The sequence below is a fragment of the Pseudarthrobacter sp. genome, assembly GCF_036675385.1.
In the GTDB taxonomy this organism is placed as follows: domain Bacteria; phylum Actinomycetota; class Actinomycetes; order Actinomycetales; family Micrococcaceae; genus Arthrobacter.
Window position 1 is genome coordinate 1 of record NZ_JAKFFD010000110.1, and the last position, 20,963, is coordinate 20,963.

Here is a 20,963-nt window from a genome sequence, read left to right on the forward strand (position 1 = left end):
CACATTTAGAATGGGACATTGTGCGCAACTGCGCTGTGCACTGCACTAAGCGCCTCCGGCGCGATATCCTCCTTCCAGAAGGGCTCCCGGTGTCCAACCCAGCCGAAACCACCTCCAAACGTCCACTCCGCGTTGCCATTGTGGGTGCGGGACCGGCGGGTGTTTACGCGGCGGATATCCTGACCAAGTCCAACGGCGTCAAGGACGGCGATTTTGAGGTCAGTATCGACCTTTTTGAGGCCTACCCTGCCCCGTACGGCCTGATCCGCTACGGCGTGGCCCCGGACCACCCGCGCATCAAGGGGATCGTGAACGCGCTGCACAAGGTCCTGGACCGCGGCGACATCCGCTTCCTGGGCAACGTCACGTACGGCCGCGATCTCACCCTCCATGACTTCCGGGCCTTCTACGACGCCGTGATCTTCTCCACCGGCGCCATCAAGGACGCGGACCTGGCCATCCCTGGCATTGACCTGGCCGGATCGTTCGGCGGCGCCGACTTTGTGTCCTGGTACGACGGCCACCCGGACGTTCCCCGCGACTGGCCGCTGGATGCCAAGGAAATCGCCGTGATCGGCAACGGCAACGTGGCGCTGGACGTGGCCCGGATGCTGGTCAAGCACCCCGATGAACTCCTCACCACCGAAATCCCGGACAACGTCTACCAGGGCCTGAAGAACTCCCCGGTCACGGACGTCCACGTCTTCGGCCGCCGCGGCCCGGCACAGGTCAAATTCACGCCGCTGGAACTGCGCGAGCTGAGCCACATGAAGGACGTGGACATTGTCCTGTACCCGGAGGACTTCGAGTTCGACGAAGCCTCCGATGACGCCATCCGCAGCAACAACCAGATCAAAACCATGGTGAACACGCTGACCAACTGGCTCGTGGAGGAGCACGCCGAAGCGGAAGAGCCGTCCTCCCGCCGCCTGCACCTGCACTTCCTGCACAGCCCGGTGGAGATCTACCAGGACCCCGACGACGGCGGGTCCGGCCGGGTGGCCGGCATCAAGTTTGAGCGGATGGAGCTGGATGGCACTGGCAACGTCAAAGGCACGGGCGAGTTTGTGGACTACCCCGTCCAGGCCGTGTACCGCGCCATCGGCTACCACGGTTCGCCACTGGACGAGCTGGAGTACAACGCCAAACGCGGAGTGATCCCCAACGAGGGCGGCCGCGTGCTCGACGCCGACGGCAACCCCGTCCCCGGAATCTACGCCACCGGCTGGATCAAGCGCGGGCCGGTCGGCCTGATCGGGCACACCAAGGGCGACGCCCTGGAGACCATCGGCTTCCTGCTGGAGGACCGGCTCACCCTCCCACCCGCCCAGAACCCGGACCCGCAGGCCATCATCGACCTGCTGCAGGAGCGCGGCATCGAGTTCACCACCTGGGAGGGCTGGATCAAGCTGGACGCGCACGAAGCAGCCCTCGGCGCCGCGTGGACGGAAGGCGAGACAGACGCCGACGGAACCGCCGCCGTCGTGCGTGAACGCATCAAAGTAGTCCCGCGCGAGGAAATGATCAACATCTCCCGCGCCTGACCCAGCGTCACCCACCAAAGCAGCGCGAACGGACACTTGAGGCCCCAGCCAGAGGGGCCTCAAGTGTCCGTTCGCGCAAGAGGGGCTGGCGCTGGAGGGTTCGCGCCGGCGGCCGTAGACTTGCAGGACCGATGGGAGTTCGATGAGGAACCTGATCCTGCCGCCGACGTCCGGCGGCGAAGCAATTGCACTTGCCCAGCGTCATGCCCTGGCCGCCCATGAGCAGCTCGACGCCCATGCGTTTCCGGGCACACCGGAAATCCCCGGCCTGCGCAGGCTGATCCGGGAATCCTGGCAGCGGTCCGCCAAGTTGAAAGCCAACCCGGACAACCCCGAAGCGCCCCTTGCCCTGGACACCGACGAGCTCGAGGAATACCGGCGGCAGCACCCCCTGGCCAGCATCATGCCCGTGATCCACAAACTCCTGGTCCAGCCGAGCCACGACAGCGGCTTGCTCGTTGCCGTGGGTGATGAAGTGGGCAGGCTGCTCTGGGTGGAAGGCGATCCGGCCCTGCAGCGCCGTGCCGAAGGCATGATGTTCGTGCCGGGCGCCGACTGGTCAGAGGCCACCGTGGGCACCAGCGCTCCCGGCACTGCCCTGGCCCTGGGCCGCGGCATCCAGATTTCCGGGGCGGAGCATTACCAGCGGTCCGTGCACGCGTGGAGCTGCACCGCCGTCCCGTTCCACGACCCGGATTCCGGTGCGCTGCTGGGCGTTGTGGACATCACGGGCAAAGCCAGTGCCGTGGCGCCCCACACGCTGTCGCTCGTCGAGGCAACCGTCGCTGCCGCGCAGGCGCAGCTCCGTGTTGAGCGGCTGCAGCTGGCGGCCACCCTTGCCAGCCGGCCGGCCCGACGGCGGAACGCCAGTTCGGCGGCCAGATCGGATTCGGCGCGGGCCGGGGGAGCGGGCGGCGCGAAGGAAGGCAGCCTGTACCGCAACAGCCTGCAGCTTCTGGGCCGCGACCAGGCGTTGCTCAGCATCGAAGGCAAAACGGTGGCGCTGTCCGCCCGGCACAGTGAAATCCTCGCCCTGCTCAGCACCCACCCGGACGGGCTGAGCGCCGAGGAGCTCAGTGTCCTGCTCTACCCGGGCGACGGCCCCACCATGACGCTCCGCGCGGAAATGGTCCGGCTGCGCAAGATCCTCCAGCAGCTCAACCCGGCCGCCGTCCCCGAATCCAGGCCATACAAACTCACCATGGACCTGGTCCCGGACAGCGGTCAGGTGCTGAACTGCCTGCAGCGCGGCGCCCACCGCATTGCGCTGGAAATCTACCGCGGCGCGGTGCTGCCGCGCTCCGAAGCGCCGGGCATCATCGACCTCCGCGACAGGGTCTCCTCGCTCATGCGCGAAGCGGTCCTGACGGACGGCAGTGCCGAGACGCTGCTCAAGTACGCGGCCCTGCCGGAGGCGAGGGACGACGTCGACGTCCGGACCGTCGCCCTGAAGCTGCTGCCGGCGCGCTCGCCCAAGCGGGCCGCCGTCGTGGCGGACCTTGAGCGGCTGGAAGCGGAAATGAGCGCCTGACCACCAGGGCCGTGAGCTGGATCACAGCCGCGCAACCTGACTGCAACCTTCACACTCCTACGCTGAAACCAACGGCGGCCGCCATCATCAGGCGCCCACCTTTCATGCACAGCAAAGGAGCTAGCAATGACTGTTTACGCACAGCCCGGTACCGAGGGTTCGAAGGTCACGTTCAAGGACCGCTACGAGAACTGGATCGGCGGCGAGTGGGTTGCCCCCGTCAAGGGCCAGTACTTTGAGAACATCACACCCGTCACCGGCAAGGTCTTCTGTGAAGTGGCCCGCGGCACCGCGGAAGACATCGAGCTGGCCCTGGACGCCGCCCACAAGATCGCACCGTCCTGGGGCAAGACCTCCGTCGCCGAGCGCGCCGCCATCCTGAACAAGATCGCCGACCGCATCGACGAGAACCTCGAGATGCTCGCCGTCGCCGAATCCTGGGACAACGGCAAGCCCATCCGCGAAACCCTCAACGCGGACATCCCGCTCGCCGCGGACCACTTCCGCTACTTCGCCTCGGCCGTCCGCGCCCAGGAAGGCCGGCTCTCCCAGCTCGACGACGACACCACCGCCTACCACTACCACGAGCCGCTCGGCGTCGTCGGCCAGATCATCCCCTGGAACTTCCCCATCCTGATGGCCGTCTGGAAGCTTGCCCCGGCCCTCGCGGCCGGCAACGCCGTGGTCCTCAAGCCCGCAGAGCAGACGCCGTCGTCCATTCTTGTCCTGATGGAACTTATCGGCGATCTCCTGCCGGCCGGTGTCCTCAACGTGGTCAACGGCTTCGGGGTCGAGGCCGGCAAGCCGCTCGCTTCCAGCCCCCGTATCCGCAAGATCGCCTTCACCGGCGAAACCTCCACGGGACGCCTGATCAGCCAGTACGCCAGCCAGAACCTGATTCCGGTCACCTTGGAACTCGGCGGCAAGAGCCCGAACATCTTCTTCAACGACGTCGCGGACACCAACGACGCGTTCTACGACAAGGCGCAGGAGGGCTTCGCGCTCTTCGCCTTCAACCAGGGTGAAGTCTGCACCTGCCCGTCCCGCGCCCTGGTCCAGGAGGACATCTACGATTCCTTCATGGCCGACGCCGTGGCCCGGGTGGAGAAAATCATCCAGGGAAACCCGCTGGACACCGAAACCCAGCTTGGCGCCCAGGCCTCCAATGACCAGCTGGAAAAGATCCTCTCCTACATCGACATCGGCAAGCAGGAAGGCGCCAAGGTGCTCACCGGCGGTGCCCGGGCGGAAATGCCCGGCGACCTGGCCGGCGGCTACTACGTCCAGCCGACCATCTTCGAAGGCCACAACAAGATGCGGATCTTCCAGGAGGAGATCTTCGGCCCTGTTGTTTCCGTGACCCGCTTCAGCGACTACAACGACGCCATGGGCATCGCCAACGACACCCTCTACGGGCTTGGCGCCGGCGTCTGGTCGCGGAACGGCAACGTCGCTTACCGTGCGGGCCGCGAGATCCAGGCCGGCCGCGTCTGGGTCAACAACTACCACGCCTACCCGGCCGGCGCTGCGTTCGGCGGGTACAAGTCCTCCGGCATCGGACGTGAAAACCACTCCATGATGCTGGACCACTACCAGCAGACCAAGAACCTCCTGGTCAGCTACAACGAGAACAAGCTCGGCTTCTTCTAAGCCGCCCTTAGCCCGGGCGGGGACGGATCAGCAGTGGTCCGTCCCCGCCTGCACCGTCCTGGCCACCCCTCAGGACGGCAGCACCACCTCCACCGCACCATCGCTTTATCTACGCAAGGATTTCGCCAATGACGACGACAATGCAAGCAGCAGTAGTAACCGAATTCGGCAAGGATCTTCAGATCCAGACCCTCCCCATTCCCACCCCGGGCCGGGGTGAGGCGCTGGTCAAGGTCATCACCACCGGCGTCTGCCACACAGACCTCCACGCAGCAGCGGGCGACTGGCCGGTCAAGCCGACACCGCCGTTCATCCCCGGCCACGAAGGCGTGGGCGAAGTGGTTGCCCTGGGCGAAGGTGTCACCGACCTCGCCGTCGGCGACCTCGTCGGCAACGCCTGGCTCTGGTCCGCCTGCGGCGACTGCCAGTACTGCCGCACCGGCTGGGAGACACTCTGCGAAGTACAGAAGAACGCCGGCTACAGCGTGGACGGCTCGTTCGGGGAGTACATGCTCGTGGACACGCGCTTTGCCGCACGCATCCCGGCGGGCTCGGACCCCGTTGAAGTCGCACCGGTGCTTTGCGCCGGCGTCACGGTCTACAAGGGCCTGAAGATGACCGAAGCCAGGCCCGGACAGTGGGTCACCATCTCCGGTATCGGCGGACTCGGGCACATTGCCGTCCAGTACGCGGTTGCCATGGGACTGCGGGTTGCTGCCGTGGACATCGCGGACGACAAACTCGCCCTGGCCAAGAAGCACGGCGCCGAGCTCACCGTCAACGCGCTGCACGAAGATCCCGTCGAAGTCATCCAACGTGAAACCGGCGGTTGCCATGGAGTCCTGGTCACCGCAGTACACCCGTCTGCTTTTGGCCAGGCGATCGGCATGGCCCGCCGCGGCGGGACGATTGTGTTCAACGGCCTGCCGCCGGGCGACTTCCCGGCACCGATCTTCGAGATTGTGCTCAAGGGCCTGACCGTCCGCGGCTCGATCGTGGGGACCCGGCAGGACCTGGAGGAAGCCCTCGAGTTCTACGCGGAGGGCAAGATCCACCCCACGGTCTCCACCCGGGAGCTTTCCGAGGTCAACGCCGTTCTTGACGAGATGAAGCACGCCAAGATCGACGGCCGCGTCGTTATCAAGTACTGATGATGGGGGCGAGGCTTGACGCGGCGGTGACGCTGCCCGGGGAGGACATCTCCCGCGTGGCTCTCACCGCCGAGGCCCTGGGACTGCTCAGGAAGTTGTGGGGGCAGCACGGGCCCCTGATGTTCCACCAGTCCGGCGGCTGCTGCGACGGGTCCTCGCCTATGTGTTATCCGGCCGGGGAGTTCATCACCGCGGAAGCGGACGTCCTCCTGGGGCTGTTCGACATCGCCGACGGCCTGGATCCGCAGCCTCTCGAGTTCTGGATGTCCAGGGAGCAGTTCAACTACTGGAGCCACACCCATCTGACCGTGGACGTGGTCCAGGGCCGGGGGAGCGGGTTCTCGGTTGAGTCGCCGGAAGGCAAACGGTTCCTGATCCGGTCAAAGCTGATGGACTGGCCGGTCTAGTCGGTTCGATGCTTTAGCCTTGAGGCCCTCCAAAAGGAGGGCCTCAAGGTGTTTTTCGCAATTAACTTCGGCACTATGGGTGTCTCACGATGCGGGACGGTTGGAAGCGTCCAGTGGCTGGACAGTAAAGTTGGTAAGTCTGTTTCCATCCCCTATCAGGATTGTGGATCTCCTTATGAACCTTCTCCGGACCAAATCCATCGAGCAGTCCATCGCCGACGCCGATGAACCCGGACGCAAGCTCAAGCGGTCGCTCAGCAGCTGGGACCTGATGATCATGGGTGTCGCCGTCGCTGTCGGCGCCGGCATTTTCTCGGTCGGCGCCAAGGCTGCGGCCAACTTCTCCGGCCCCGCCGTGACGTTGTCCTTCGCCATTGCCGCCGTGACGTGTGCCCTGGCCATCATGTGCTACGCCGAGTTCGCCACCGCCATTCCGGTCGCCGGGTCGGCCTACGTCTTTACGTACGCCACCATGGGCGAGCTGCTGGCGTGGATCATCGGCTGGAACCTGATCCTGGAACTTTTCACCGCCGCGGCAGTGATCGCCAAGTACTGGGGCATCTACCTCAGCAAGGTGTTTGCGCTGATGGGGGCCGACGTGCCGCCCGCACTGTCTCTTGGCGGCGTGGACCTCTACTGGGGCGCGTTCCTGATCGTTGCCGTCTTCACCGTCCTCCTGGTGCTGGGCACCAAGCTCTCCGCCCGTGTGGGCAACGTCTTCACCCTGATCAAGATCGCCGTTGTGCTGTTTGTGATCGTGGTGGGCTTCACGTACGTGAAGTTCGAAAACTACACGCCGTTCGTGCCCGCCGCGGAACCCACCGCCGGTGGCTCCGCGGATGTCCTGAAGCAGTCGTTCTTCGGCTTCCTCACCGGTGCCGCGCCCGCCCAGTACGGCACGCTCGGCATCTTCGCCGGCGCCGCGCTGGTGTTCTTCGCCTTCATCGGCTTTGACGTCGTGGCCACGTCCGCGGAGGAAGTCAAGAACCCGCAGAAGACCCTGCCGCGCGGCATCTTCGGCGGCCTGGCCGTGGTGACGCTGCTCTACATCCTGGTGTCCCTCGCGCTCACCGGCATGGTGTCCTACACGGACCTCGCGGCAGCCGAGACACCCACCCTCACCACCGCCTTCGAGGCCGTCGGCAACACCACCGCGGCCAAGGTCATCGCCTTCGGCTCCCTGATCGGCCTCACCACCGTCATCATGGTGCTGCTGATGGGGCTGTCCCGCGTAGTGCTGGCCATGAGCCGCGACGGACTGCTGCCCCGCGCGCTGTCCAAGACCAGCGAAAAGCGTTCGACGCCGGTCCGCCTCCAGATCATCTGCGGCGCCGCCGTAGCACTTGTGGCCGGCCTGACCAACGTTGACCTGCTGGAAGAAATGATCAACATCGGCACGCTGTCGGCGTTTGTTGTAGTGAGCCTGGGCATCCTGGTGCTGCGCAAAAAGCGCCCGGACCTGAAGCCGTCCTTCCGCGTCCCGTTCGGCAAGGTCCTCCCGGTGGTTTCGGCCGTCCTGTGCCTGTACCTGATGACGAACCTCGCCGTGGAGACGTGGATCTTCTTCGCCGGCTGGCTGGTCATCGGCGTCGTGATCTACTTCGCCTACGGCCAGCGTCACTCCCGCCTGAACGAAAAGTTCGCCGAGGCCAAGTCCGCCGTGGACGCCACGGATTCCGGCGCGGACGCCCGCCTTGCCGGCAGTGAGGCCCCAGCCCGCGACGAGGCACTCACCCGCCCGTAACCCCGCACCCCCGCAGCTGCCAAGGCTGCAAATAAGACAGAGGCACCCGTCCACCCCATTGGTGGCAGGGTGCCTCTGCCGTTTAACCCGCCTTTGTGATCTGGCCGATAACACCTATATAGTCGTGCTTGGAGTTTTCGGGATGCCGTCCCGATAATCGGAAACGTGCTTCGGCACCAAAGAGAAATGGTGAACTGTGGCTGAGAACGATGTTGTTCGCAGTAAGTCGGCGGTCCTGGACCCCGAAGGCAATGAAGTGGCCCCCGGGGCCACTGACAAGGCGCCCGTCCGCAGGGCCGCATGGGCCGGCCTGATCGGCACCGCGCTCGAACAGTACGACTTTGTGATCTACGGAACCGCATCGGCGATCATCTTCAACAAGATCTTCTTCCCGAACATCGACCCCGCCATCGGTATCATCGCCGCGTTCGGTGCCTACGCCGTCGGCTTCGGGGCACGCCCCCTCGGCGGCCTCTTCTTCTCCAAGTACGGTGACCGGCTGGGACGCAAGTGGGTGCTGGTTGCCACGCTCTTCCTGATGGGCATCGCCACGTTCGCCATAGGCCTGCTGCCCACCTACGAGCAGGCGGGCATCTGGGCCCCCGTGCTGCTGGTTGCCTGCCGCTTCCTCCAGGGATTCGGTGCCGGCGCCGAACAGGCCGGCGGCGTGGTCCTGGTGGCGGAAACTGCGCCGAAGGGCAGCCGCGGACGCTACGCCTCGCTCGTCTTCGTTGGTGCCGCCGCCGGCACCGCGATGGGCGCCGTCGTCTGGATCCTGGTGCAGATGATGCCCCGCGAAGCCCTGGAAGCCTACGGCTGGCGGCTTGTGTTCTTCTCGTCGATCTTCGTCACCATCGCCGCCTACGTGATCCGCCGCAAGCTGAAGGAATCACCGGTCTTTGAGGAAAAGAAGGAAGAGATCGCCGGCGCCGTCCGCGCCACTCCCGTGTCCGACGTCGTCAAGAACGGCCGTGCGGGCCTGTTCCGGGTCTTCTTTATGAACGTGGGCGCCAACGCGCACTCGTACATCTTCCAGGTCTTCCTGGGCTCCTACCTGATCACGCAGCTCAAGATTGACGCGACGTTCATTCCCAAGGTCCTGCTCGTGGGCGCGCTCTTCGCCTGCGTCTCGGCCTACGCCTTCGGCACCCTCTCCGACCGCTTCGGCCGCCGCCGGATGTACCTCATCATCACGGCGTTCCTGTTTGTCTTCCCCGTCCCGGCCTTCCTGCTGCTGAACACCGGAAACCTGTTCCTGATCTCGCTGGTGATCGTGCTCGGCTTCATCTTCGCCGCGCAGGGATCCGTGGGCGTCCAGGCAGCGTACTTCCCCGAGCTCTTCGGTTCCCGGTACCGCTACGCCGGCGTCGCGCTTGGCCGGGAATTCTCCTCCGTCTTCGGCGGCGGCATCGCACCGCTCATCTGCTCGGCGCTGGTCACCGCGTTCAGCGGCTCCTGGATCCCGGTCGCCATCTACATGATGGCCATGATGGGCATCAGCCTGGTCACCACCATCAAAGCCCCCGAAACCGTCGATCGTGACCTGCTCACAGAAGAGGACGCCAAGTAATGCCAGCCACGCCCACCCGCATCGTTATCACCGACTGCGACCACGACTCCATCGCCATCGAGCAGGCCGTCGCCGACGCCGCCGGCGTGGACCTGGTCCTTGCCCAGTGCCGGACCGAGGAGGACGTTATTGCCGCCGCTGCCACCGCCGACGCCATCGTGGTCCAGTACGCCCCCATCACGGACCGCGTCCTCGCGGCCCTGCCGCAGCTGAAGGCGATCGGCAGGTACGGCGTGGGCGTGGACACCCTCGACGTCGAGGCGGCCACCGCCCGCGGCGTCGCCGTCTGCAACGTGCCGGACTACGGCACCGAGGATGTCAGCGACCACGCCATTGCCCTGGCCGTCAGCCTGGCCCGCGGAATCACCCGGCTGGACCGCGGCATGCGCCGCGGGGAACACTCGCTGCTCCCGGTCCAGCCCCTGCACCGGATATCCACCAGGGTGTTCGGCGTGGTGGGTCTGGGTCTGATCGGCGCGGCCACCGCACGCAAGGCCAAGGGCCTGGGCTACACGGTGATCGGATCTGACCCGCTAGCGGAAATCGGTACGACGACGGCGGATGGCGTCGCCGTCGTCGGGTTTGAGGAAGTGATTTCCCGCGCAGACGTGGTCTCCCTCCACGTTCCGCTCAACTCCCACACGCATCACCTGATCAACGCCGGTGTGCTAGCGCAGATGAAACGTGGCGCCGTGCTGGTCAACACCTGCCGCGGGGGAGTGGTGGACACCGCTGCGGTTGCCGACGCCCTGGCAAGCGGCCAGCTCTACGGTGCCGGGCTGGACGTCTTTGAAGAAGAACCCCTGGCCCTGACCAGCCCGCTGATCGGCTGCGAAAACGCCGTGCTGACACCGCACGCTGCCTGGTACAGCGAGGAATCCTATGCGGAACTGAAACGCCGCACCGTCGAAAACGTCATCGAGGTCTGCGCCGGACGCATGCCGCGCAACGTGATGAACGCAGGAGTGCTGGTATGAGCGCCGCACTCCTGAACAGCACCATGCGCGCCGCTGTGTGGACGGCGCCGGACACGATCGAACCGCGGCAGTTGCCCGTTCCTGAAATCCCCTCAGGCTGGGCCCTGGTCCGGACGGAAATGACCGGCCTGTGCGGCTCCGACTTTTCCATCCTGCACGGAACGCACCCCCGCGCCGAGGCTCCCCTGGTCATGGGCCACGAGATCACCGGCATCGTGGAGGTCGCGGCGGCGACCGGCCCGGCGGCGGGCACCCGGGTCACCGTGGAGCCCCTCATCCACTGCGGCGAATGCCACCCGTGCAGCGGCGGGGACACCCACGTCTGCCGGGCGCTGAAACTGTACGGGATCGACGTCGCCGGCTCCCTCGCCGAGTACGTGGCACTGCCTGCCTCCGCGCTCATCCCGGTCAGCAACGCCGTGCCCCTCCAGGAGGCCGCCCTCGCCGAACCCCTGGCTGTGGCCGTCCACGCGGTATCCCGGGCCGGCCTGGCCGGCGGCGAGCGGGTGGTGATCTTCGGCGCCGGGCCCATCGGCATCCTGACAGCCCTGGTGGCACGCCACCAGGGAGCCGGCAGCGTCCTTATTTCGGAGCCGTCAGAGGCTCGCCGCCAGGTGGCCGAGGAACTGGGCTTCGCCACGGTGGCACCCGGGGACGACCCTATTCAGGCCATCCTTGCCGCCACGGGCGGGGACGGCGCGGACATCGTCTTTGACTCCGCCGCCCACCCCTCGGTCGCGGCGATGCTGCCCCGGGCCGTCCGCGTGCGCGGCACCATCGTCCTCGTAGGCGTCTACAAAAAGCCCGTCGAACTCGACCTCCAGGCCCTGACGTTCGCCGAGAACACCGTGGTGGGCGTCCGGGTCTACACCAGGGCGGCCGTGGAACGCGCGGTGGAACTCATCGAAAGCCGTGAGCTGGGGCTGGACCGCATTCCCACCCAGGTGTTCGCCCTGGAGGACACCCGCCAGGCCTTTGACCAGGCGATGGCGTCCGGGCGCGTCCTCAAAGTCTTTGTCAGTCCAGCCGCGGCGCCCGCCCCGAAAACCCAGGAAAGCTCATGAACCCCACAGCAGAGAAATCGCCGTTTGACCTCAACGGCAAAACCGCAGCCGTGACCGGCGCCTCCCGCGGGATCGGCCTGGGCATTGCCCTCGGGCTGGTCAACGCCGGCGCCGGCGTTGTGGCGCTCCAGCGCGGCCCGTTGGCGCCGGAACTGGCCGCCGCTGCGGAAAAGGCAGGCGTCAGCGCCGCGGCGGTCCATGTGGACCTGGCCAGCGAGGAATCCGTTGCCGCCGCCACAGCGGAAACCCTCGCGGGACACCAGATCGACATCCTGGTCAACAACGCCGGAACCCAGATCCGGCACGACGCGACCGAGTTCCCGCTGTCCGACTTCGACCGCGTGATGGCCATCAACACCCGCGCCGTCTTCCAGCTGTGCCAGGGCTTCGGCACCCCGATGGTGGAGCGCGGTGGCGGAAAGATCATCAACATGGCTTCCCTGCTCACGTTCCAGGGCGGCCTGCGGGTTCCGGCCTACGCCGCGTCGAAGGGAGCCGTGGCGCAGCTGACCAAGGCGTTGTGCAACGAATGGGCGCCCCGCGGCGTGAACGTCAATGCGGTTGCGCCGGGCTATATCGCCACCGACATGAACGAGGCGCTGCTGGCAGACGCCCAGCGCCACGAACAGATTTCAGTCCGGATCCCGGCGGCACGCTGGGGCACCGGCGGCGACCTCGCCGGCGCCGTGGTGTTCCTGGCCTCCCCGGCCGCGGACTACATCCACGGCGTAGTACTGCCGGTCGACGGCGGGTGGCTGGCCCGATGAGCGATCGCCAGAGCCCTCCCGTTTCCGCCATCCTGCAGGCCAATCCTGTGGTGGCCGTCCTCCGCGCCCGGCATGCCCGGGAATACGCGCCGGTCATCGACGCCCTGGTCAAGGGCGGCGTCCGGTCCATCGAACTGACCCTCAGCACTGACGGCGTCTTCGACCTCCTGCCGGAGATCAAACGGCAGTTCGGCGCCGACGCGGAAATCGGCGTCGGCACCGTCACCTCCGGTGACCAGGCTGCGCAGGCGCTCGACGGCGGCGCGGACTACCTGGTGACGCCCGCCATGGTGACGGACGTGATCCACGCTGCGGTTGCGGCCGGCGTTCCGGTGTTCCCCGGCGGGCTGACGCCCACCGAACTGCTGACCGGCATGCAGGCGGGGGCAACCGCCGTGAAGCTGTTCCCCGCCTCCACTGTGGGCCCCAGCTACATCGGACAGCTGCGAGGGCCCTTCCCGGACATGCGGGTCATTCCGTCCGGTGGCATCGGCATCGATGACGCCGCGGACTGGATCGCCGCAGGGGCGCTTGCCGTCAGCCTGGGCGGCCCGCTGCTCCGTGATGCGTTCTCCGGCGGGGACCTCGCCGCCCTCACGGCCCGTGCCCGGCAGCTCAGCTCCCTGGTGGCGGACGCCGTCCAGGCGAGGGGTGCCCGGTGACCTTTACCGACGTCGTGACCCTCGGCGAAACGATGGGCCTGATGAAGGCCGAGACGCCCGGCCCGCTGGCCCAGGTGTCCTCGCTCAGCCTGGGCATGGGCGGCTCCGAGAGCAACTTTGCCATCGCGCTGCGGCGCCTGGGCACGTCGGTGACCTGGGTGGGACGCGTCGGCAACGACAGCCTCGGTGAACTCGTCCTGCGTGAGCTCGCGGCCGAGGGCATCGTGGTTGACCCGCTGCGTGACGAGTCGGCGCCCACCGGCCTCATGATCAAAGAGCGGCGCACCATGGACCAGCTCAAGGTCTGGTACTACCGGGCCGGCAGCGCCGGCTCCCGGCTGTCTCCGGAGGACATCCCGGCCGAGCGGATTGCCAACGCCCGGCTGCTGCACCTCACGGGCATCACGCCCGCACTTTCGGCGGAGGCAGCGCGGGCGGCGCAATATGCGCTGGACGTTGCCCGTGAAGCAGGCGTCCTGGTCTCGTTCGACCTCAACTACCGCGCCGCGCTGTGGTCCGCCGACGACGCCGCTGACGTCTTCCGGAACTTCATTGCCCAGGCGGACATCGTGTTCGCCGGGGACGACGAAGCCGCCATCGCGGTAGGAAAATCGGATGATTCGCTGGAGCTGGCCCGCCGGGTCGCCGCCCTCGGGCCGGGCCAGGCTGTCATCAAGCGGGGAGCCGCAGGCTGTGCCGCCGTGATCGATGGAGTGGAATACGTGCAGGACGCCGTCCGCGTCAACGCCATCGACACCGTGGGGGCCGGCGATGCCTTTGTGGCGGGCTACATCTCGGACCTCTTGGCCGGGGCCCCGGTGCAGGAGCGGCTGCTGACCGCGGTCCGGACGGGAGCCTTTGCCTGCCTGGTGCCCGGCGACTGGGAAGGCATGCCGCGCCGGCACGAGCTGGCCATGCTGGACGCCACGGAACCGGTGGCACGCTGAGCATCCTGTAAAGGGGCCGGCGGGAAAGGGCCTGGATCGGCGCGTGGTCGTCTAGACCCAGGCCCTTTCAAATCCTGGCGGCAGGCAGCGGCTGAGCTCAGGCTGCACGTCCTGGAGCAGCGCCACGAGTGATTGAATCCGTTCCGGCGTCATGTGGACGCTGGGGGCTGAGATGGAGACAGCGGCCGCGACCCTGCCGAGCAGGTCCGGGATGGCGATGGCAACACAGGTGATGCCGAGTTCGTTCTCCTGGTCATCCAGCGCGTAGCCGTCCGCCCGGGCTTGATCCAGCACCGCCCGGAACGCGTCAACATCCTGGATGGAGCGTGGGGTGGCGATCGCCGCCGTATCGAAGGCGCGGACGGCCTCGTCATTTCCATACTGGGCTGCCAGCAGGGCCTTGCCCATGGCGGTGTTCTGCGCCCGCAGCCGTGCCCCGGGGCGGGACGCCATTTCAATGCCGCGATGGCCGCGGGCCTTGGCCAGGTACAGGACATCGTCGCCGCTGAGGATGCCCAGGTGCGTGGTGTCCTGCGTGGTCTTGGCGATCCCGGCGAGGATGGTCTGCACGGTGTCGGGAAGGCTGATCTTTGCCTCCGCCTTGGTGCCGAGCTCCAGCAGTTTGATGCCCAGGTGGTAACTGTGGTCCGGCTGCTGGCTGAGGTACCGGCCCGCCACGAGTGTGGTCAGCATGCGGTGGGTCGCCGAGCGGCTGAGTCCCGAGGCCTGAGTGATGTCTTCTAGCCGGTGGGCGCCCGCAGCCACGTGGTCGAGCAGGCTGAGTCCGCGCTCCAGCGTGCGGGCCCCTGCGGGATTAGCTTCCATGCCCCCAATTATCCCACGTATAGGGAGCTATCCCATCTACAGGAAGTACGGCGTCACGGGGCAGCATGCCGGCCCACCCAGTCCACCAGGGGCCGCAGCTTGTCCCACAGCGCCTCGATTTCCTGCACTGCCGCCGGCGAATCCAGCCACTCCGGCTGGCCCAGTTCGATGCCGGCGGACAGCGACTTGTGCTTCAGCAGCTCCGCCCGGGGATGGTCCTTGTCGAAACCGCGCGGCACGGTCTTGAGTTTTTCGCCCTCCACGGCAAAGCCCGCGGCAGCCACGGTTTCCACGATGTGCCGCAGCGCTTCGCCGGTCCCGGACGCATCCACGGAGTTCCGGAAGCGGGCCAGCTGGGCCGGCGTGCTGGTGTGGCAGCCGCCGCCCACCAGCAGCCCGTCGGCGCTCACCTGGACGTAATACCCCACGCCTTCCTGAGACGATGCGAACGCTCCCTGGGCAGTCTTGTAGGGCGATTTGTCCTGGGAGAACCTGATGTCCCGGTTGGGCCGGAAGATCTTGCCCGGCCCGAACCGCGGCTCCAGTTCGGCCAGCAGGGCGGTGACCGGATCCCGGACCAGCGTGTTGTAGCTGTCCTTGTGCTCCAGCCACCACTCCCGGTTGTTGTTGTGCTCAAGTTCGGCATAGAACGCGAATGCCCCTGCAGGGATGCCCTGGAATGTACTCATGCAGTGATCCTAGGGACCACCGGGCAGCCCGGCCAGAGCGGCAGGCTCCTATGTGGAAACAAGAGCTATGTGGAAACAAGAGCTGTGTGGAAACTAGAGCTGTGTGGAAACAAGACCGCCCCGCCACGGAAACCGTGACGGGGCGGACGTTGCACCACAGGGGCAGAGGAACTAGCCGATCTTGTTGGCAGCCTCGGCGTCGGAGTCAGTGGAGCCCGCACCCAGGTTGGCGCGCAGCTTGGCGCCGAGTTCGGCGTCCACGTTGGTCCAGTACTGGATGGCGCGTTCCTTGATCTCGGCGTTCTTCACGCCGCCCACCGCACCGGTGATGGTGTCCAGCAGACGGGCCTTGGCGCCGTCGTCGAACACCTCGCGGTACAGGGTGCCGGCCTGGCCGAAGTCGCCGTCCTCGGCGTGCAGGGAGTGCGCGGAGAGCGTGAGCTCGCCGTCGTTCTCCCAGCCGCCGGCCGGGGAAGCCGGCTCAACGGCTGCAGGGCCGTTGAAGGAGTTGGGGGCGTAAACCGGTACGGACGGGGCGTTGAAGTGGTAACGCCCGGCGCCGTCCTGGCTGTAGTTGTTGACCTGGTTCTTCGGCTGGTTCACCGGGATCTGCGCGTGGTTGGTGCCCACGCGGTAGCGGTGTGCGTCGGCGTAGGAGAAGATGCGGGCCTGCAGCATCTTGTCCGGGGAGGCGGCGATGCCCGGCACGAAGTTCGACGGCGCGAAGGTGGCCTGCTCGATCTGCGCGAAGTAGTTCTCCGGGTTCTTGTTCAGCTCCATGGTGCCCACGTGGATCAGCGGGTAGTCCGAGTGCGGCCACACCTTGGTGAGGTCGAACGGGTTGAAGCGGTAGCCCTTGGCGTCTTCGTACGGCATGACCTGGACGTGCAGTTCCCAGGACGGGAAGTTGCCCTCGGCGATGTTGTCCTGCAGGTCGCGGATGTAGAAGTCCGCGTCCGAGCCGGCCAGCTCTTCAGCCTGGTCGCCGGAGATGGTCTTGACGCCCTGGTTGGACTTGAAGTGGTACTTGACCCAGAAGCGCTCGCCCTCGGCATTGATCCACTGGTAGGTGTGCGAGCCGTAGCCCTGCATTTCACGCCAGGACGCCGGCAGGCCACGGTCACCCATAAGCCAGGTCACCTGGTGCGCGGATTCCGGGGACAGGGTCCAGAAGTCCCACTGCATGTCCGCATCGCGCAGGTGCGTGCCCGGGAGGCGCTTCTGCGAGTGGATGAAGTCCGGGAACTTGATGCCGTCGCGGATGAAGAAGACGGGGGTGTTGTTGCCCACGAGGTCGTAGTTGCCCTCGGAGGTGTAGAACTTGACGGCGAAACCGCGGGGGTCGCGCCAGGTGTCCGGGGAGCCGGCCTCGCCGGCGACCGAGGAGAAACGGATCAGCATCTCGGTCTCAACACCCGGCTGCAGGAACGCGGCCTTCGTGTACTTGGAGATGTCCGAGGTGGCCTTGAACGTACCGAACGCGCCGCCGCCCTTGGCGTGCACTACGCGCTCCGGCACGCGCTCGCGGTTGAACTGGGCGAGCTTTTCGATCAGGTAGTGATCCGTGAGGATGATGGCGCCGTCGGCGCCGACGGACTGTGCGTGCGCGTCGGAAGTGACGGGCGCGCCGGACTGGGTTGTAGAGATGTTCGCAGTCATTTTTCTCCTATTTCTCGATTACTTGGGACGTACTAGAAGGAAGTTTTTGGGACGCCTGGCAGTCCTGGCAGATGCCCTGGTACATCACATCGGCGATCTGGATGGTCATCGGCTTGGAGTTCTCATCCCAGTGCGGCGTGAGGCAGGGCGCGTGCCCGACGGCGCACTCGACGTCCTCCACGCGGCCGCAGCTGATGCAGATGGCGTGGTGGTGGTTGTCACCGACGCGGGTCTCGTACAGGGCGGGGGAATGCGGCGGCTCGAAGCGGCGCAGCATGTGCAGATCGGTCAGGTCGCCGAGGACCACGTATACCGATTGCGCGGTCAGCTCCGGAAGTTCGGTGCGCGCGGCAGCCAGGATGCTCTCCGCGGGGGAGTGCGGATGGTGTTCGACGGCGGTCAGCACGGCGAGCCGCTGTTTGGTCACCCGGCGGCCGTGGGCACGCAGGGCGGCAGCCCATGCATCGTGGCCGCCAAAGTGTTCCGTCATGCTTCTATTGAAGCACTTATTATGAGTCGATCACAATAAGGCTTGGCTTACCTTCGGCAGGTCCAGGAATTCCTGCATGGGGTTGCGGGATTCTCCTGCCGAGCGGCCCATGGCATGGACTTCCAGGCCGCCGGGTCCGGGTTCCGGCACCACGCAGCTCAGCCCGGTCACGCCGGGGCGGGCTGCCAGGCCCTCGACGGCGGCGGCCAGCGCCAGCAGGTGGCCGGGTGTCAGGCCGGGACCGCCCGGCGCCGGCGGCAACGCCGGCGCGAGCACCGTGTGGTGCGCGCCGGCCTTGAAATTCGGAGTCCTGGCAGTGAGTTCCGGGAGGGTGCCTTCCACCGGCGGGACGGGCTCCGCCGGGCGCGCAACAGCCAGCCGGCGCAGGGCGGTGCGGAGGCCGCCGTCGTACTCGCTAAGTTCTTCCGCTGCGGCCGGCACGCGGCGCTGAACGGGCAGGCGCAGCTGTTCGCCGGGCGTGACCGGCTCGGCGTCCCAGCGCCCGAAGACGTGGAACGTGGGCGTGGAGGATTCCGCTTCCGGTTCGCCGATGGCCGCTCCGATGGGGTGCCACTGGTGCGCAAACATAACGGTGCAGCGGCCGGCCCCCAGAACTTCGGCGAGGGCCTGCCGGACGGTGTTGTGGCAGTGCAGCCAGTCGGTGGCGGAGCGGAGATCGAACGCCATGGCCGGATTCGTGAGCCTGATCAGGAGATGGCCGGCATTCAGGGCGGTCCGGGGCCGGGCAACCTCCCAGCAAGCCGAGGCAAAAAGCAGCCGCCTGGACACATGCATATGCCGACTCCTTTCCCCCGCCTGAGGATACCAAGCGTGTGACAGAACAGGACACTGCTGCGCCATTAGGGTTGCAGGGTGGGGAAACTGCTGGCCGATATCACACCGCTCCGGGAGAGCCCGGCCTTCCGCCGGCTCTGGCTGGGTTCCGCCGTCTCGGCCGTGGGGAGCCAGCTCACGCTGGTGGCCGTGAGCCTGGAGGTGTACCGGCTCACGCAGGACAGTTTCTATGTGGGACTGCTGGGTGTGTTTGCGCTGGTGCCGCTGGTGTTCGGTGGCCTGCTGGGCGGCTCCATCGCCGACTCCCACAACCGCCGCACGGTGGCGCTCCTGGCAACCTCCGTCCTGTGGCTGACCACCGGCCTGATCGCGCTGCAGTCCTGGCTGCAGCTGGGCAACGTCTGGGTCCTGTACCTCCTGGTGGCGCTGCAAAGCGGCGCCCAGGCCATCAACCAGCCGGCCCGCAGTGCCATCATCCCCACGCTTATCCGCAAGGAACTGCTTCCCGCGGCCAACGCGCTCAGCATGATGTCGTTCGGGTTGGCTTTGACGGTGGGACCCCTGCTGGCGGGGGTGCTGGTGGCGTGGGTGGGCTTCGGCTGGACCTACACCATCGACTTCATCAGCTTCGCGTTTGTGCTCTGGGCGGTCTTCAGGCTCCCGTCCATGCCGCCCTCGGGAAGCGCCGGGCGGGCCGGGATCCGGTCTGTCATCGAGGGGTTCCGGTTCCTGGGCACCCGGCCCAACCTGCGGATGACCTTCATCATCGACCTCGTGGCCATGATCCTCGCCCAGCCGCGCGCGCTGATGCCCGCCATCGGTGCGCTGATGATCGGCGGCGGCGAAACCACGGTGGGGATCCTGCTGGCCTCCAGCGCGGTGGGCGCGTTCCTGGCCGGCCTGTTTTCGGGGCCGCTCGGCCATGTCCGGTGGCAGGGGAGTGCCGTGGTGTGGTCGGTGATGGGCTGGGGCGCCTCGATTGCCGGCTTCGGCGTGGTGGTGCTCCTGGCAGGACGGACGGACGACGGCGGGGCCACGGTTTGGCTGGTCCCGGCGGCTTTGTGCTGCGCCCTGGCCGGAATCGCAGACTCCATCAGTGCCGTCTTCCGCAACACCATCCTGCAGGCCGCTGCGCCGGACCACCTGCGCGGCCGGCTCCAGGGGGTCTTCATCGTGGTGGTGGCCGGTGGGCCGCGCGTGGGTGACCTGCTGGCAGGCGGCGGGACTAAGATTCTCAGTGAGGGCTGGGTCCTGCTTCTGGGCGGGGTTTTGTGCATCGCGGTGGCCTGGCTGGCGGCACAGCTGCAGCCGGGCTTCCGAAAGTACGATGCCCGCGACCCGGTGCCATAGGGCCAGGCCTTGTTGGGGCAACTTGTCGGGGCAACCTGTCGGGGCAACTTTGTCAGGGCGACGTGGAGGAGTGGACGTGCACAAGCATTACAACGGCCTGAAAACTGCGGCGCTCTTCGGCGTCCTGTGGGCGGTGCTCCTGGGCCTGGGCGGACTGATCGGGATCAATACCCGCAGTTCAGCGCCCATCTGGATCATGGCCCTGATCGGCGTGGCCACCACCGCGTACGGCTACTGGAACAGCGACAAGATCGCCATCCGTTCCATGCAGGCCTACCCCGTCACGGAGGCCCAGGCGCCACAGCTCTACCAGATTGTCCGGGAGCTCTCCGTCCGGGCCAACCAGCCGATGCCCCGCATCTACCTCTCACCCACCATGAACCCGAACGCGTTCGCCACCGGCCGGAATCCCAAAAACGCCGCCGTGTGCTGCACCGAAGGGATCCTGCAGCTGCTGGATACCCGCGAGCTGCGCGGGGTCCTGGGCCACGAGCTGATGCACGTGTACAACCGGGACATCCTCACGTCCTCGGTGGCAGCCGCGGTGGCCGGCGTCATCACGTCCGTGGGCCAGATGCTGCTGTTCTTCGGCGGCGACCGGCGCAACTCCAACCCGCTGGCCATGCTGGCGATGGCCCTTTTGGCACCGTTTGCCGCCTCGCTCATCCAGCTGGCCATCTCCCGGACCCGCGAGTACGACGCCGACGAGGACGGTTCGCAGCTCACTGGCGATCCGCTGGCGCTCGCCTCAGCCCTGCGCAAGATTGAGCAGGGCGTGCGGATCGCGCCGCTGCCGCAGGAGCAGAAGCTGGTCAACACCTCGCACCTGATGATCGCCAACCCGTTCCGCGGCGGGGCCATGACCAAGCTGTTCGCCACGCACCCGCCGATGAAGGAGCGGATCGCCCGGCTGGAACGGATTGCCGGCCGGCCGCTTAACTGAGGCTGACTGACCGACCCGGGCGCCGCCGTCGTACTTTCACCCGGGACACGCAAAAACGCCGGCGCTGCCCGTATTCCCTCTCTGTCAGCCTGTCGTGAGACAGATTGTCTTTGCGAGAGGCAGGCGGGGTTGGGCATGACGAAATCGACTGGGAAAGTTCCGTTCCGGACTCTGGAGGAGAAGCTTTGGCTCCTGGAG

General features: G+C 66.7%; 19 protein-coding genes. 14 read left to right on the forward strand and 5 right to left on the reverse strand.

Annotated features, from left to right (window positions below; genetic code table 11):
* Positions 1-89: 89 nt before the first annotated feature.
* From V6M49_RS08635 to V6M49_RS08690, 12 genes are all read left to right on the forward strand, one after another.
* The gene (locus tag V6M49_RS08635) at positions 90-1,544 is read left to right on the forward strand and encodes an FAD-dependent oxidoreductase (RefSeq protein WP_332760865.1); all 1,455 of its coding nucleotides are present in this window, start codon (positions 90-92) and stop codon (positions 1,542-1,544) included.
* Positions 1,545-1,686: 142 nt separating this feature from the next.
* Entirely contained in the window at positions 1,687-3,075 is a 1,389-nt protein-coding gene (locus tag V6M49_RS08640; protein WP_332760866.1) for a helix-turn-helix domain-containing protein, read from the forward strand.
* A 126-nt stretch (positions 3,076-3,201) separates the two neighbouring features.
* Positions 3,202-4,725, forward strand: coding sequence for an acetaldehyde dehydrogenase ExaC (gene exaC / locus V6M49_RS08645; protein ID WP_332760867.1), 1,524 nt, complete (start codon positions 3,202-3,204; stop codon positions 4,723-4,725).
* Between the two features lie 128 nt (positions 4,726-4,853).
* Positions 4,854-5,876, forward strand: coding sequence for an alcohol dehydrogenase AdhP (adhP, locus tag V6M49_RS08650; protein ID WP_210412322.1), 1,023 nt, complete (start codon positions 4,854-4,856; stop codon positions 5,874-5,876).
* The gene (locus tag V6M49_RS08655) at positions 5,876-6,283 is read left to right on the forward strand and encodes a DUF779 domain-containing protein (protein WP_104061823.1); all 408 of its coding nucleotides are present in this window, start codon (positions 5,876-5,878) and stop codon (positions 6,281-6,283) included. The genes adhP and V6M49_RS08655 overlap by 1 nt, the downstream gene beginning before the upstream one ends.
* 175 nt (positions 6,284-6,458) lie before the next feature.
* Positions 6,459-8,027, forward strand: coding sequence for an APC family permease (locus V6M49_RS08660; protein WP_141141302.1), 1,569 nt, complete (start codon positions 6,459-6,461; stop codon positions 8,025-8,027).
* 196 nt (positions 8,028-8,223) lie between these two features.
* A complete protein-coding gene (locus V6M49_RS08665; protein ID WP_246848585.1) occupies positions 8,224-9,597 on the forward strand; it encodes an MFS transporter in 1,374 nt (457 codons plus the stop codon).
* The gene (locus V6M49_RS08670; protein WP_332760868.1) at positions 9,597-10,574 is read left to right on the forward strand and encodes a C-terminal binding protein; all 978 of its coding nucleotides are present in this window, start codon (positions 9,597-9,599) and stop codon (positions 10,572-10,574) included. The genes V6M49_RS08665 and V6M49_RS08670 overlap by 1 nt, the downstream gene beginning before the upstream one ends.
* Entirely contained in the window at positions 10,571-11,638 is a 1,068-nt protein-coding gene (locus V6M49_RS08675) for a zinc-dependent alcohol dehydrogenase (protein WP_332760869.1), read from the forward strand. The genes V6M49_RS08670 and V6M49_RS08675 overlap by 4 nt, the downstream gene beginning before the upstream one ends.
* Complete coding sequence (locus V6M49_RS08680; RefSeq protein WP_332760870.1) at positions 11,635-12,405, forward strand: SDR family oxidoreductase; 771 nt, start codon at positions 11,635-11,637, stop codon at positions 12,403-12,405. Before V6M49_RS08675 ends, V6M49_RS08680 begins: the two co-directional genes overlap by 4 nt.
* A complete protein-coding gene (locus V6M49_RS08685) occupies positions 12,402-13,067 on the forward strand; it encodes a bifunctional 4-hydroxy-2-oxoglutarate aldolase/2-dehydro-3-deoxy-phosphogluconate aldolase (protein WP_332760871.1) in 666 nt (221 codons plus the stop codon). Before V6M49_RS08680 ends, V6M49_RS08685 begins: the two co-directional genes overlap by 4 nt.
* Positions 13,064-14,014, forward strand: coding sequence for a sugar kinase (locus tag V6M49_RS08690; protein WP_332760872.1), 951 nt, complete (start codon positions 13,064-13,066; stop codon positions 14,012-14,014). Before V6M49_RS08685 ends, V6M49_RS08690 begins: the two co-directional genes overlap by 4 nt.
* 51 nt (positions 14,015-14,065) lie before the next feature.
* Here V6M49_RS08690 and V6M49_RS08695 read toward each other — a convergent pair whose 3' ends face one another.
* From V6M49_RS08695 to V6M49_RS08715, 5 genes are all read right to left on the reverse strand, one after another.
* Positions 14,066-14,839, reverse strand: a complete 774-nt coding sequence (locus V6M49_RS08695) for an IclR family transcriptional regulator (RefSeq protein ID WP_168223573.1) — start codon at positions 14,837-14,839, stop codon at positions 14,066-14,068.
* 53 nt (positions 14,840-14,892) lie between these two features.
* Positions 14,893-15,528 (reverse strand): DUF2461 domain-containing protein, encoded by a 636-nt coding sequence (locus tag V6M49_RS08700; protein WP_332760873.1) that lies wholly within the window; start codon positions 15,526-15,528, stop codon positions 14,893-14,895.
* A 171-nt stretch (positions 15,529-15,699) separates the two neighbouring features.
* Positions 15,700-17,187 (reverse strand): catalase, encoded by a 1,488-nt coding sequence (locus V6M49_RS08705; protein WP_141141295.1) that lies wholly within the window; start codon positions 17,185-17,187, stop codon positions 15,700-15,702.
* A gap of 7 nt (positions 17,188-17,194) precedes the next feature.
* Positions 17,195-17,677, reverse strand: coding sequence for a Fur family transcriptional regulator (locus tag V6M49_RS08710; protein WP_104061832.1), 483 nt, complete (start codon positions 17,675-17,677; stop codon positions 17,195-17,197).
* Positions 17,678-17,707: 30 nt separating this feature from the next.
* On the reverse strand, positions 17,708-18,472 hold the full coding sequence (locus V6M49_RS08715) for a hypothetical protein (protein ID WP_332760874.1): 765 nt from the start codon (positions 18,470-18,472) through the stop codon (positions 17,708-17,710).
* A 78-nt stretch (positions 18,473-18,550) separates the two neighbouring features.
* Between V6M49_RS08715 and V6M49_RS08720 the strand changes: the two genes are divergently transcribed.
* Both V6M49_RS08720 and htpX read left to right on the forward strand, forming a co-directional pair.
* Positions 18,551-19,822 (forward strand): MFS transporter, encoded by a 1,272-nt coding sequence (locus V6M49_RS08720; RefSeq protein WP_332760875.1) that lies wholly within the window; start codon positions 18,551-18,553, stop codon positions 19,820-19,822.
* A gap of 76 nt (positions 19,823-19,898) precedes the next feature.
* Positions 19,899-20,765 (forward strand): zinc metalloprotease HtpX, encoded by an 867-nt coding sequence (htpX, locus tag V6M49_RS08725; protein WP_104061934.1) that lies wholly within the window; start codon positions 19,899-19,901, stop codon positions 20,763-20,765.
* Positions 20,766-20,963 lie beyond the last annotated feature (198 nt).